General features: G+C 28.0%; 12 protein-coding genes. 8 read left to right on the top strand and 4 right to left on the bottom strand.

The annotated features are described in order from the left end of the window. Positions 1 to 683, top strand: a 683-nt coding sequence (locus T384_RS0105390) for an IS3 family transposase (protein WP_027120151.1), incomplete at its 5' end; no start/stop codon positions are given. A gap of 233 nt (positions 684 to 916) precedes the next feature. Here T384_RS0105390 and T384_RS0105385 read toward each other — a convergent pair. Together T384_RS0105385 and T384_RS0105380 are read right to left on the bottom strand one after the other, a co-directional pair. Then, the gene (locus tag T384_RS0105385; protein ID WP_027120150.1) at positions 917 to 1,765 is read right to left on the bottom strand and encodes a hypothetical protein; all 849 of its coding nucleotides are present in this window, start codon (positions 1,763 to 1,765) and stop codon (positions 917 to 919) included. Positions 1,766 to 1,919: 154 nt separating this feature from the next. Then, positions 1,920 to 3,116, bottom strand: a complete 1,197-nt coding sequence (locus T384_RS0105380; RefSeq protein WP_027120149.1) for a glycosyltransferase — start codon at positions 3,114 to 3,116, stop codon at positions 1,920 to 1,922. A 142-nt stretch (positions 3,117 to 3,258) separates the two neighbouring features. Here T384_RS0105380 and T384_RS0105375 point away from each other — a divergent pair, with 142 nt between their 5' ends. From T384_RS0105375 to T384_RS06720, 7 genes are all read left to right on the top strand, one after another. Continuing rightward, positions 3,259 to 3,978, top strand: coding sequence for a hypothetical protein (locus tag T384_RS0105375; protein WP_027120148.1), 720 nt, complete (start codon positions 3,259 to 3,261; stop codon positions 3,976 to 3,978). A 223-nt stretch (positions 3,979 to 4,201) separates the two neighbouring features. Continuing rightward, positions 4,202 to 5,350, top strand: a complete 1,149-nt coding sequence (locus tag T384_RS0105370) for a glycosyltransferase family 9 protein (RefSeq protein ID WP_169734586.1) — start codon at positions 4,202 to 4,204, stop codon at positions 5,348 to 5,350. A gap of 324 nt (positions 5,351 to 5,674) precedes the next feature. Then, positions 5,675 to 7,078, top strand: coding sequence for a PfkB family carbohydrate kinase (locus T384_RS07080; protein WP_052663592.1), 1,404 nt, complete (start codon positions 5,675 to 5,677; stop codon positions 7,076 to 7,078). A gap of 17 nt (positions 7,079 to 7,095) precedes the next feature. Further along, complete coding sequence (locus T384_RS0105360) at positions 7,096 to 7,914, top strand: Cof-type HAD-IIB family hydrolase (RefSeq protein ID WP_027120146.1); 819 nt, start codon at positions 7,096 to 7,098, stop codon at positions 7,912 to 7,914. Between the two features lie 188 nt (positions 7,915 to 8,102). After that, entirely contained in the window at positions 8,103 to 10,670 is a 2,568-nt protein-coding gene (locus T384_RS0105355; protein WP_027120145.1) for a lipoprotein 17-related variable surface protein, read from the top strand. Between the two features lie 255 nt (positions 10,671 to 10,925). Beyond that, the gene (locus T384_RS0105350) at positions 10,926 to 11,468 is read left to right on the top strand and encodes a ferritin-like domain-containing protein (protein WP_245595163.1); all 543 of its coding nucleotides are present in this window, start codon (positions 10,926 to 10,928) and stop codon (positions 11,466 to 11,468) included. Between the two features lie 682 nt (positions 11,469 to 12,150). Then, entirely contained in the window at positions 12,151 to 13,029 is an 879-nt protein-coding gene (locus tag T384_RS06720) for an ATP-binding protein (RefSeq protein WP_211247138.1), read from the top strand. 25 nt (positions 13,030 to 13,054) lie between these two features. Here the strand turns inward: T384_RS06720 and T384_RS07495 are convergent, their stop codons facing one another. Both T384_RS07495 and T384_RS07420 read right to left on the bottom strand, forming a co-directional pair. Next, the gene (locus T384_RS07495) at positions 13,055 to 14,284 is read right to left on the bottom strand and encodes a restriction endonuclease subunit S (protein WP_027120143.1); all 1,230 of its coding nucleotides are present in this window, start codon (positions 14,282 to 14,284) and stop codon (positions 13,055 to 13,057) included. Position 14,285: 1 nt separating this feature from the next. After that, positions 14,286 to 14,540: N-6 DNA methylase (locus T384_RS07420; protein WP_036499348.1), on the bottom strand; the 255-nt coding region annotated here is incomplete at its 5' end.

Below are 14,540 nucleotides of genomic sequence, written 5' to 3'. Positions count from 1 at the left end.
GGTATGGTGTTAGACGGGTTTGAGCTGAATTAAAAAATCAAGGAAAGAAAATTAATCATAAAAAAGTTCAAAGGTTAATGAACAAATTAGGGCTAAAAGCAAAAAGGAAAAAAAGAAAATATCATTCCTATGTTGGCCAAGTAGGAAAGATTGCTAAAAATTTGATTAATCGAAATTTTAAAACGAAAAAACCAAACAAAAAATGGTCGACTGATGTTTCCGAGTTTTCATGCCCTTTTGGCAAAGTATATCTAAGCCCTATTCTAGATATGCATTGTGGCGACATAGTTGCCTGAGATTTGTCATTGTCGCCAAATTTTGATCAAATAACCAGAATGTTAGATCAAGCTTTTAAAAAATTTCCAAACCTAAAAGGTCTTATTTTTCATAGCGATCAGGGGTGACAATATCAAATGAAAAATTATCGAAAACGTCTTAAAGAAAACGGGATTAAACAGTCAATGTCTAGAAAAGGTAATTGTTACGATAACTGTATCATTGAATCATTTTTTGGCATTATGAAAAATGAAATGTTCTATGGCCATGAACAAGAATTTAAAACATTTGCTAAATTCAAAAATGCTGTTGCTGAATATATGGACTATTACAACAATAAAAGAATAAAAAATAAAACAAAATGGATGCCTCCTTCTAGATTTAGAGAAACATCCATTTCTGCATAATGTAAAATTAATTAATTAGTCCAGGAAACTGGGTACATACCATCATGATTTTCTTTTGTCTATAACGTCACTTTTTTTAGACACATAATTTATATATAAATTATGATTCTGTATAATTACCCACAAACTTTACAATAGAGTCATAAAAAATAGTCTTAGAGTAATAACCAGACAAGAAAACAAACAATTTTTCACAGAATTACTTTTGAAACATTAATTCATAAACGGGGACATTATTTTAATGTTTTTTTAAGATACTTAACAAGTATCTTTTTGTACATAAAAAACAATATATGAAAGGAAAAAGTTATTTTAAGAATTATATATAGGAAACGATTGTAGAAATTTAACTTAGCTTTTTTTGCGTTTCTCAGTAATCAGCAATCTAATAACTCAATTAATCTAATTTTGAAACTTATTTTATTTTTTGAGTTTAAAAATAATTCAGCATATTTAATGAAGTATAAATAACAATAATTTTTTATATTTATTTTGTTAAAACTAGTACCGTCTTTTTCATACAAGTGTACACAAAGATATTCTTCAAAAATAATCTCCGATTGAAAAAAATCCCAAAATATTTCGTGCTCATAGCAAAATTGATCTTTATAAAAATCAAAAATATTTTCTTTTTTATTTCTTATTTTATTAGCAGAAAAAAAAATGTTTTTGTCCCCTAATTTTGTTCTTTGATAGTAAAAATTTCATAACGTTTTATATCCATTAATAGATGTTCCTATTACACGACTTTTGACATCAAGATAATCGCAAACAATTATATTGTCTTTTTTATAATTGTATAATTTGTCAAAATCAGGGATTTTTTTAATCACTGTTGTTTTATCATCAATTAGACATGTTCAAGTATCGTCAATAAAATCTATTATGCTATAAAAAGATTTAACTTTTCCAAGATTTTTTTGATTGTTAAAATATTTGACGTTGACACAATCGGCAAAATCAATTTGATTTTTTAAATTATCATTAATAAAATAAAAATTAACGCTCGGATTCTCTAGAGCTGTCTTTTGCCATTTATCTTTAAATCTATTTCATTTATTCGAAATTACTACTATATTCATGCTTATTTTATTCTTATTGATAATTAAAACGATTTAGATAATTAAGTCATGTGATACAAATTATATATATTTTATTGCATTTAACGTTAATCAATAAACGTTATTATTATAAGAAGCAATGTTGTTTATTGTTAACAGATTTATTCTGCGGTTTTTAAGAAGTATTTTTTAATACTTTAATTCATTTTGATTTAAATAATTCAAAAGTAAAATTATTGATAGCAAAACTTAAAATGTTTTTTTTCGTATCAGAATTGTTCACAATAGCTTGTAATTTATTTTTAATTTCGGACGAAACCTCTTTGGGAGACAAGTTTTTATTAATCAACATTCCTCTTTCGTTATTATGACCTACTAGTCATTGAGACAACAAAAATGTATCTCTTAATATAACTGGAACGTTTAAAGAAAAGGATTCCAAAGTAACTAGTGGAAGACCTTCAGAATCACTAGTTAAAATCAATGCAAGAGATTGAGACAATTCTTGCATGGCTTCATCATGGGATTTTCCAATAAATATATTTTGGTTCGAATTTTCTATTTTTTTCGGTATATCATCCGATTTTGAGAAAAAACAGATAACGTTATAATACGGCTCTAACTCTCTTTTTAATTCTAACAAGAAATCTATATTTTTTCATTCTACATATTGTCCTATAAATATAATCTGATTCTTTTTAGTACTATTCTTTGTTTTTTCAATATTTTTTTCAATATCCACGCTATTAAAAATGGAATAAGTTATAGGATAGATCTTTTTTGTCTTTTCAACGACAGATACTTTATTAAAAATGCATGGATAAAAATTTTCCCTATCGTAGTCTGTAAATAAAACAATTTTATTAATTTTTTGCATTTTAGAAATTGGAGTAACAGGTCCTTGAAAGAATAATTTTTCAAGTATTACTTTAGCCAAAAAAGGCGATCTTTTTCGATATGAAGCTAAATCAAAGTGTTGAATGTAAACTACTTTATTGAGTTTGTTAAGTTTTTTTGGAGTTCAGAAACCTGATACTGAAGAATCTATAACAAAATCTATTTTATACTTTTTAATAGTTTTTTTTAACAATTTTTTTAGTTTAAAATAGGTTAATAATGATAAAAAGTTTTTAGCTATTATATTTTTTTTAGAAAAAAAATATTCTTTTATATTGTGGTTAATTATATGATAGTTTTTGTTATTAATTCTTGGCCTAACTTCTTTTAACTTACTTGCCAACTTTTCGTTTAATTGAGATAATTCGTAACAGTTATGCCCTTCCTCCAGTAATATTTTCAAAAGTTCATTGGTATAAGTTTCTATTCCACCGCCATATTGGTGATTTTTGTAGTCAAGAATTAATATATTCATTAGTAAAAATATCCAAACGATTTAATAAACTATTACAAATTGTAATTAAGATATATTTTACCATACGTGAATATGTTAATAATGTAAAATTAAGGCATATTAAACATATGCTAATTATTAACAGAGAGTGGACTATTATTTAATGAAAATTTACACATATTGAATGGGTGATTTAAATCGTAAGAAAAAAATTCAAGACAAACTTAGCGCATTTAATAATACACAAAGTTTACATTCTTTTATTTTAGGGCCGTCAACTGACGAACACGACTACTTAATGAAAATAAGCAAATTTTATAAAGATAGCTACCATTCAAAAAAATATGTTTTTTGCTCTGATGTATATAGATTTTGGAAAGGTTCTATAGAGAATTGCTGTTATTTAGACGCAACTATAGAGTTTGACCTAAATAGTTTGTCTAAAGTTTTATGTAATCTAGAAAAAACTGGGGAAAGCTTATTTATTAAGGAATCTCCTCAAATATATTGAAGTGGTTTTTTTGTATCAGGACCTACACTAAAAAAAACAATGGATATGGTTTTTAAATCTTTTTTAATTAAACGTACAGGGTTAATAACTACAGGACCACTAATGCTTACTTATAAGATTAGAAAGACCAAAATTTATAAGGATAAAAGCTTCACATTTTATACTGTGAAAGAATTATTTGACCCTAATTCCGAAAAATATAAATTTATCGAAATAAATGCTATGCAAAGTTGAAAAAAAGTTAAAAAAATTAACGTTAATAAATGAGAAGAAAAAGCACTCAAATTCAATTCAAAATGATTTCATTTAAGAGATTGGGTTTTTTTGAAACTTCCTAGAATAATCCAAAAGTTTTTAATTTATAGGTATTAAAAATTTTATGGTTTTTTTAAAACAAATATATCGATTGTTTTTTCACTTTTTTTGTTTAATTTTATCTCTTTTGCGTTTGGATAAAATTATAGTAGATTTTTATCAAAAAAAAGGTACAAAATTGTATGCTAATGAATTGTCTTCCTGTGTAAAAAAAACGGATAACCAAAAAACTTTCCTTAAAGAAAAAAAGTATAAAAAAAATTTAATCATAGTTGGTTATATGCAGGCTTTGGGCGATACTATTTTGGCTTTAAAAATTTTGATTTTACTAGAATTCCAAAAGAACAAAAATTTTATATTTATGATTGATTCTTATTTCAAACCATTTTTGGAAAAAATTGACATTAAATATGTGGAAGTTATTTTTTTGGAACACCAATTCACTTCTAGAATAAAAAATGCTTCACTTACAAAAAATCAAATAAAAATCAAATATGAAAGTATCTACAAACAAATATCTAAATCAGTTTGCGAATTTAATGACGTATTAATTTTTTCCAGTTCTTTATCTCCTGATCATTTATCAATACTATCGTTAATTAACTATACTAATGGATACATGCTTCCGAAATTTAGAAAAAGAAAACTTCCAAAATTTAATTTTCGACTTGTTGCGCCTGAAAACATAAAATATTTTCCTTTTTATTTGTGAAAAATTATTTTGCAAAGGAAAAATATTAAGATTTTTGATACATGCCGTAACATTGATCACTGAACTGAAATCGCATCCTATATGATTAAAAATTCAGATAAAACATTTGATCCGTCAAGTATTTATAATGATTCATTTTCTAAATACAGTGAAGATATATTATCGTTTTTGCATCAAAAAGAAAGGACAGAAAATAATTGTATTAACATTGGGATCGCAATTAAAACTTCTTGAAACATGAAGGATGTAAAACCTGAATACATCTATAATCTTCTACTTGCAATTTCTAATTTGAACCCAAATCAAACTATGAAATTTTTCTTCTTTGGCAACGACGAAGAAACCAAAAAAGAGATAGAAAAATTTGATTTTTCAAAATACAAAAATATTATTAAAGAAAACGCAGCATTGAAAACTAAAAATATTGTAGATTTAACAAAACTTGTTTCAAAGATGAATTTGGTTATTTCGGCAGATACAGGTATTTATCATATTGCAAATTTATTTGACATAAAATCTGTTTGTATTATTAACCGATTAATGAAATTTAATTTCTTTAAAACTAATAGTAATTATTGGAACAAATATCCAAAACCAAATAAAAACTTAATCTTGAATATTTCTTCAAGAAATTTTTGTAGTAGTCCCTTTATAATTGAAGGCCATAAAAAAATAAAAGAAAAAGCAAAAATTATAATGACCTTTTGAAAATACTAATTAGATAAACTCTACTCTTGATATGAATAATAAATTTAAATTGTCTTTGACTAAATAATTTTCTTTTTCAGAATAAGAAGCAAAACAATAATGAATTAAAAAATAAATTTAGTTAATGAAAGGATAGTATAAAAGTGCAAATTTGAGTATCATACCTAATAATTGAATAAATCTTATTAAAAAAATGCTCAATATTAAATTTGTTCAAAAAATTATAATTAAGATATTAGAGCAATTTATCAAACTTAGTTAAGTTAGACAAACAAGTTATTAAAAATAATAGTTTTTTTACAATTGCTGATTAAGATTATTAAGGAAAAATGAATGGCAAATATTTTAGTATTAGGTGATACTATCATTGATGAATATATTTTTTTATCTCCCCAAAAAATATCAGACGAAGCTCCCGTTATCACCCAAAATATAAAAAAAATAAATTATAACCTAGGGGGGGGGTCAAACGTAGCAAGAAACCTAGCATCTTTAAACAACAATGTTACATATATTGGATTACAATCAAAAAAAACTAAAAATGAATTGACAAAATTATTTAAACAACAAAGAATAAAATCTTATTTATTCAATTCTGAAGATGCTGTCCCAGTCAAAACCCGCTTGATTAGTAAAAAACAACAAATAGATCGTTTTGACACAGTTCCAGATTTCAACTTTTCAAAAGAAAAAATATATTCACAAATAAATTCAATAATAAAAAATCTTCTTAAAAGTGTTGATTGCGTTGTAGTTTCTAAATATTTTTCAGATTTTTTAACACCTGATTTAATTAACCCTATTATAGAAGAAGCAAAAAAACTAAATATTTTTTCTATCTTTGATAATAGGCAAGATGACACCTTTTTATTTAAAAATTTTTCACTTCTAAAATTAAATTCTAAAGAGTTTAATAACTTAGTTAAAAAAGATAATATAAATAAAGTTTCACTAGATAAATCGATAAAAAATTTAAAAAAGACTCTAAATTACGAAAATGTAGTAATTACTAGAGCTGAGGAAAACGTCGTTTTGCTCGATTTTTCAAACACTCTTAAATATTACGAAGTTGCAGCGAAAGAAGTGGTAGATGTTTCGGGTGCTGGAGATACTTTTGTTGCTACTTTAGCAACTTTTTATAAAGAAAAAGGACTGCATGAAAGCATCTATTATGCAATAAAGGCATGTTCTGTTGTTGTTAAAAAATTAGGAACAGCAACATTAGACTTATTCGAATTGAGCGAGATAACCGATTCGTCAGTATTTGAGGGAAAATCAACAGAATCATTAGTAATTTCACATTTAAAAAAATTAAAAATTGAAAATCAAAAAATTGTTTTTACCAATGGAGTTTTTGATATTCTTCATTCGGGACATATTAAACTTCTAGCTGAAGCTAAATCATATGGTGATGTTCTAGTAGTAGGAATAAATTCTGATAAATCAACCAAATTATTAAAAGGTAGTAGTCGCCCAATAAACGACATACATGAAAGAATTAAAGTTTTATCTGCACTTAAATATGTAGATTATGTAATACCATTCGAAGAGTTAAATGTATCAAAACTTTTAAAGAAAATAAAACCCGATGTATACGTTAAAGGTGGCGATTATTCGGTAAAAACTCTTCCGGAAAAAGACTCTTTACATTATTGTGAAAAAGTTATATTTGTAAAATTAGCAGATGGAAAATCTACAACAAAAATAGTTGAAAAAATTTTTAAAAAAGAACAATAAATAAGAATTTTAACGATATGCCAAAATTATTTATATTTGATTTAGATGGGACATTAATAAACGATCAAAAAGAAATATTACCCGAATCAAAAGTAGCAATTAAAAATTTGAGTAAAAACAATAATCGTGTTGTTATTGCATCTGGTCGTAATTGTTCAATCCTTTTTGATTATGCTAAACAATTGGAGTTAAACTCCTATTTAATCGGATCTGGTGGAGCTTCTATTTATGACTATAAAAATAATAAATACTTCCGTGCTCCCCCAATTAAAGAAGAAATTGCTGTTCAACTAGTAAAATATGCAAAAACTTGAAAACGCGAAGTTTCAATTAATGATGGAATCACTAATTATCGCTATTATTTTGGAATATCTCCTAAACTCGATATTATTGACCCGGCTTTTTTTTCTAATGGTTCTCCTAATCCTAAGTACAATAATTTTGACAAAGAATTTAATATGAATCAGTATAAAACAGCAAGGCAAATATCTTTAAAAGCAGAAAAAATTACGATTGAAAAATACTGACCAATAATAAGTCAGAAATATAAAACCGATATTGACTGTCACATATCTTCTGAAACTTATCTAGATATTAGTGGAAAAAATATTTCAAAATTGTCTGCAGTATTATTTATCATGAAGAAAATCAAAGTGCTATCAGATGATGTTTATGTCTTTGGGGATTCTCAAAACGATATTCCTCTTTTTAAATATTTTAAAAACAGCATTTGTATGGATAATGCCCATTCAGAAATAAAAAAAATTGCAAAAAAAATAATAGGAAATAACAATTTACCAAGTATAGCCAATTTCTTAAATTCCAAAAATTTTTAATTGCTTTATCTATATGCATTAAAATTTTTTGTTTCAATACTAAAAACCAAAAAACTATCGATGATCATCTTTAAGAATAAAAACTAACCAAAAAAATCAAAACATAAAATATAATGAAAATGTCAAAGATGATATGCATATGCATCACCTTTGACATTTCTCTACACTCTAAAATTAAGGACATATTAATGAAAAATAACAAGAAGAAAAAAATCATATTGGGATCACTATTTGGTATTGGTTTACCACTAGTAGCTGGAATTGCTGCTGCATGTAGTGATACTCAACCTACTACTAAACCGGCTGATGATCAAGCTGAATCGACTAACCAAGTGGCTTCTTTCTATACTTCTTTAGGAACCAATGGTTACTCTGTTCGGGATAATTCAAAACTAGCTTCTACTGTAACCCAAGCAGACATCGAATCTTCAGATGGAATTAATAACTTATTATCAACTAATAAACAAATTCCATCCTTAGATAAATCTTTAACAGGATACTCATTAGAATTCAATTTAGAATCTCATAATGACACTGAAGGGACTTTACAAGTACGAGTTTTTGTCGTTCAAACTAAAGATGAAATAAAAACATATTTTGAACCAAATAATAAAACTAATTCATCTCAAACAGCAACTGGCGGACAAGTTATTACAATTACTGGTTTTGCAAAAGCTAGTCAGTTATCAGATCAAGATGTTGCAAAATTGTATTTTAGTAAAATCCAAGACACCTATCGTGTAAATGCACAAACAATGACATCAACAACTGTAACACAAGCAATTAATGCTATTGAAGCTAATCCAACTGACCCATTATCTGTTTTAAATGGTTTTTTACCTACTACTCCACAAACTGCAATGCTTCCAAGTGCGCCAAGCGGATTTAGTGTTGAATTATTAGACCCAGCTGCAGGATCTGAAGATAATGGCACTTTAACTGTTAGTATTGCTTTAACTAAAACAACTGATAAAAATAAAGTTTATTACAGAACTGGTGGTGAATCATCAAATACTGCAACAGGCAAACTAATTACAGTTAATGAATTTCAAACTAATGCTTCTCAATCTCAACAAGCTACTATTAAAACTTTTTACCAACAATTTACTAATGCTACTACAACGCCATTAGCTGTTGATAATGAATCAACAACTTTACCTAGTGAATACATTACAAACAAAGGTAGCAATTTAACGACATTCGCAGCACTAAATGATTTGTTAACCCAAAAACTTAATGATATAACAGGTACAGGTTTAACTGTAAGTATTTCGGGATTAGAAGCTGACGATGCTAAAGGACAAATGAAAATCCACGTGACTGTTAATCAAACAAAAGATACTAATACAATTCAATTTGATACTAATGGCAACCCAGTAGCTAGTGGGCAAACTGCTGGAATCGATGTAATCTTAAGTGGCTTCCAAACCACTGATCAAAAAGCAGAAGCTCAAAAAACTGCTGCAATTACAAGTTTTTATAATCAAACCGGAATCCAAAACTTAAATTTTCTACCTGGTATGGTAATTACTAATCCACCAGCAGGAGACTGAGCCTTCCAAATCAATAAGGCAACAGATAAACTGGCTACATTAAATACAATATTATCTCAATCTCAAAACCGGTTTGCATCGGCTCCAACTACAATTGAAGGGCTAAATGGAACTCTTACTAAAGATTCAACTTTCTCTGTTGCTATTAATGCAGTTGCAAGTGATCATGATGGAACCTTAACAATTAATTTCACAGTTGAAAAAACTAATGGAACTGATCCTGTTACAAAATATGGATCAGATGGTCAAGTTTTAACTGATACCAATGCTGTTGGTAAAAGTATCACTGTTTCCATTTTCAGTAATTCAGTATCATCTTATTACACTGATTTACCTAATAGATTGTTGGCAAACGAATCTTTATTTGGAAACAAATTACCAAGCGAAATACTAAATAGTATTAATAATACTTTCACACACAACGGAAATACTATTACTAATACTGCAGTCACAGATTCAAACCAACGGGCAACTGGGATATCACAAGTTAACGATTTATTAAGTGGAACAACTTTAGAAACATTAGGTAGTATTGATCCATCTCATTCACTTCGGGTCAGTGCTAAAGCCGATGATGCTTCAGGAACTATTACTCTAACAGTTTATGTTGTTAAAACCACTGGTGCAGGATCAACCGAAACTCCTCCTAGTTCATTACCAGTAGAAGGGTTTTATACATTTGATGGAACTTTTGTACCAATTCAAAATACTACTTCACCAGCAGTTCCGACTTCACCAGAAGTAGGTAAAATAATTCCAATCAGTGGATTTCAAAAAACCTCTGAAAGAGAAACCTCAAATACAGCCGCTATTAGACAGTATTACACTAACATTACAAGTAAACTAGGGGGTGCTGCAAAAGTTTCTTCACAAGCTACTACTGTAACTGCAAGCGCAGCAGCTACTGAACTAGAAAATGCAAGCACTCAGGAAGCTATTGTTGCAGCTATTAACAAGTATGCTCCGACGGGTACTGAAGCATTTAAAATACTTTCTCAAGATTTAACTGCAGCTGGATACCAACTAGAAATTACAAATATATCGCCAAATGCTGATGGCACTTCACTCACTTTTAATTTTGGAATCAAAGACTCTGCTGGTGAAACAATTTCGACCAACGGAGTTGATAAAAGTGGAACAAACGAAGGAGTAGAGATTACTCTTACGTTTACTCCTACTGCTACACGAACTCCTAATGCTTAAAATATCCACAAAAAATTTATGGTATTCATAAGTAATTTAATATTCCTTTTGAAAATACATAATATTAAAAAACTAATTAAAAATGATTACTTTTGTAAAAAAGCAATGTTGTAATTTAAAATTAACTTAATTAGTCCAATATTATTGGGCCACCATCATATAACCTTCGCTGATATATATTTAAAAAACGTTCCACCATTAAAAAAATAAACTATCATAAAGACACTTAAAACTTACTTACATAAGGAGTCTGCAATGGCAAAAGGATTAATGAAAATCTCACCTAAACTATGAACTTTACTAAATAACCAATATAATCGGGAACTAGCAACTGCTGCTTTATTTTTTGAATACTCAGCTCGATTAGACGAATTTGGGATGACCCACTTCTCTGATTTAATGTATGTTTGAGGTAACGAAGAAGTTCATCACGGAATTAAAATCTTTGAATATCTAAAATCACGAGACAGCTGAACGCGAACTAACGCTTTAATGTTACCCAAACCATTAGATACAACTGATCCAAGAATTATTCTTGAAGCAGTTACTGAATACCAACGGGGTGTTTCAGATACTTTTTCAGAAATTGCTGAAGAAGCTTTATTAACTAAGGATTTTGCAACATATAACTTTGTGAAGTTCTTTATTGAAGACCAAATTGGCGAAGAAAAGAAATGTACGGATCTAAGTGATGCTTTCCGATTATCAAAAGACTATTTACGTGTTGATAAACGGATTAAAGAAATTCGTAAAGAATACCATCACGGTGAAGCTACTTCATTAACTTCAGAACACTAAAACTAGTTCTTTTATTTTAAAAAACCAGAGAAAGGAAACTCCTTCTCTGGTTTTTATTTACTCTCTTGCATATTTACAAAATTTAATCAAATTTGAATAATCCAAAAAACGCATCCAAGAACTTAATTTATTCACTAAGTTTGATAATAAAAAACAGTAAAATCACGTAACGTAAATCCGCAAAATCGCGTATCAAAAATACGTAAAATAAGTTAACAAAAATCTGTAAAATCAATTAACTAAATCTATTTTAATGTAAGACATATCCAAACAACTAAGGACTTTATACGGAAAAATACCTTTCTAGAATAGCAGATAAAATACTATTAGACAATTTGCAAGCCCAGGGCGCTCTGTATTAATTGAAGGCCCTAAATGGTGTGGTAAAACAACCACAGGGGCTTCAATTAGCTAAAAGCGTTTTATATATGCAAAATCCGTCTGAAAAAAGCAAAACTTAAAATTAGCAAAAATTGATCCTTCTACTTTATTAGAAAGAGAAAACCCAAGATTGATAGATGAATGGCAATTAGCACCCCAGTTATGGGATGCAATTAGATACAAAATAGATAAACAAAGCAAAAACAATCTTTTCATATTAATAGGATTAGCTAGTCCAATAGATAAAACTCTAATTTCTCATTCCGGAACAGGAAGAATTGCAAGAACAACAATGAGACCTATGAGTTTATTTCAATCAAATAACAGCAATGGATCTGTATCATTATTTAATTTATTCAATGGTTCTAAAAATGTCAAAGGAACTAGTAAAACTACTTTAAAAGAGTTAGCATTTTGAATTTGTCGCAGAGGTTGACCCGGATCTTTAAACAAGCAAGAAAACACAGTTTTGCTACAAATGAAAAATTATTTAAAGTCCATCATAAATAGTGATCTTAAGATTGTTGATAATGTCAATAGAAACTCAAGCTGAGGTGAATCTATTCTAAAATCTTATGCTCGTTTTATTGGATCACAAACTAAAACTACTAAAATTTTAAAAGACATCGAAGAAAACAATTCTTTTACTATATTTTTGTCTACTCTGAATTCCTACCTAGAAGTTTTCAAAAATTCATATGTTTTTGAAGATGTAAGTACATGAAATCCAAACTTAAGATTTAAAACAGCTATTCAAACCAGTCCAACAAGGTATTTTTGTGATTTATCAATCGCTGTAGCTGCATTGGGAGCAGGTCCATCTGATTTAATTCAGGACTTAAAAACAATGGGTTTTTTTGAAAATTTATGTATTCGAGATTTGAGAACATATGTACAATCTTTAGATGGAGATTTATATCATTATCGTGATCGTTATGGATTAGAGTGCGATGCAATTATCCATTTAAGAAATGGCAAATACGGATTAATAAAAATCAAAATTGGTGATCCAGACGAAATTGATCAAGCTGCAAAAAATATGAAAAAATTAGTAAATAATTTAAATACAGAAAAAATGCAAAACCCCAGTTTTATGATGGTATTAGTAGGTATTGGGTCTTACGCTTATAGACAAGAAGATAACGTTTTAGTAGTGCCAATTAGCTGCTTAATAAATTAGGTTATATTTTTCTTTCATAAACTAATTATTTCATTTCTTTAAACGTTAATAATCGATCTCTATAATATTCATATTGTTTTTGACGTAATTTAATTTCAGCCGGAAGACCTTGAGTAACACTATTATTTAAAATATAAAATTTTTCGAGTATTAAAGAAATTCTGTTTTGAATTTCTAAACTAGGTAATGGAACTTCATAATTGTTAATAATTCTTAAATTAAGACCTCCACGAGTCCCATCCCCATTAGAAATACTCCTAAGATTAAAATATTGAGATTTTAGATAAAAAAACAAATATTTATAATTAACATTTTTATTTAATACTAGCGAACATAGTGATTGGTTGGTACATAATGGAATTTTATTAATCGCTACTTTACCTCTAGTTTTTCCTTGGCCTGCAAGAGCTATAATAATTGAATTTTTTGGGACTATTTTTGTGCTGCTATTATCGTATCCAAGTTTCGTAATATAATCATTTGTCTCATATATCATTTCCTTGTTTATTTCTCCAGAACTCATTCAAGGAATATCTCCACCTTCTCAAAATTCTGTATTAGAAGTAGAAGGAGTTGCTCCAGCAAGAGTTTTTGCAATAGTTGATATTTTTACTAATTGAACATTTTTAATATCTGTGAATAAATACTTAGAGTAATACTCATACTGCTTTCTTCTATCTGTAAGTTCTGTAGTAAGTTCTGTAGTAAGTTCTGTAGTAAGTTCTGTAAATGAATCTAAGATTTTAACAATTTCTTTTTGAATTTCAAGGGGTGGGAGGGGGATTTTGAAATCTTTAAACTCTTCTTTTGTTATCGTTTTTATAGTACTTCCTCTAGCAGATAAAGATTCTAAATCAAATTTCCTTTTTAATTGATAAGCAAAGTATTTTTTAATAATTGAAATTTTAAAAGAATCAAAAATTCCTAGAGTTCTATCTATATATGAATCATAATTCGTTATTGCTACTTTTCCTATAGACCCTTGCAAAGTAACTATTACTGTCCCTTTTTTAACAAAGACACTCATAGATTTAGCTTTTTCTGATATCCGTTTTTTAGTTATTGCATTCAAATTAAAATTATCACAGACATCTGCAACTTGGACAAACGGCATTGAATTTTTACCATCATATCAAGATAGATTTCCGTATGGTTGAGGAAAGGACCCTCTTCTATACGTGGCAATGTCTTTTAATGGAACCATTTTTACCCCATCCGGACACATTTTCTTAACTAACTTATCAATATAATTCATCTTATTTACCAGATTCAATTTTATCTATGATTGCATCTAATTCTTTACGAATTTTTTCTTGCTTTTTTACAGTTTCTTTTATTTGATTATTAAGGACTTTAATATCAATTACTTCACGAGTGTCTTCTTTCATTAAATACTTGTTAACTGATAAGTTTCAATCGTTTTCTTTGACTGTATTTAGATCAACATTTTTACAGAAGTATTGCACGTCTTTTTTATTGCGAATTGCTTCAACAATCTTAGTAATGTTTTC

The sequence above is a fragment of the Mycoplasma testudinis ATCC 43263 genome, from assembly GCF_000687795.1.
GTDB classification, from domain to species: Bacteria; Bacillota_I; Bacilli_A; order Mycoplasmatales; family Mycoplasmoidaceae; genus Mycoplasmoides; species Mycoplasmoides testudinis.
The sequence above is the reverse complement of the archived record's forward strand: the minus strand, read 5'-3'. Positions and strand labels throughout refer to the sequence as shown.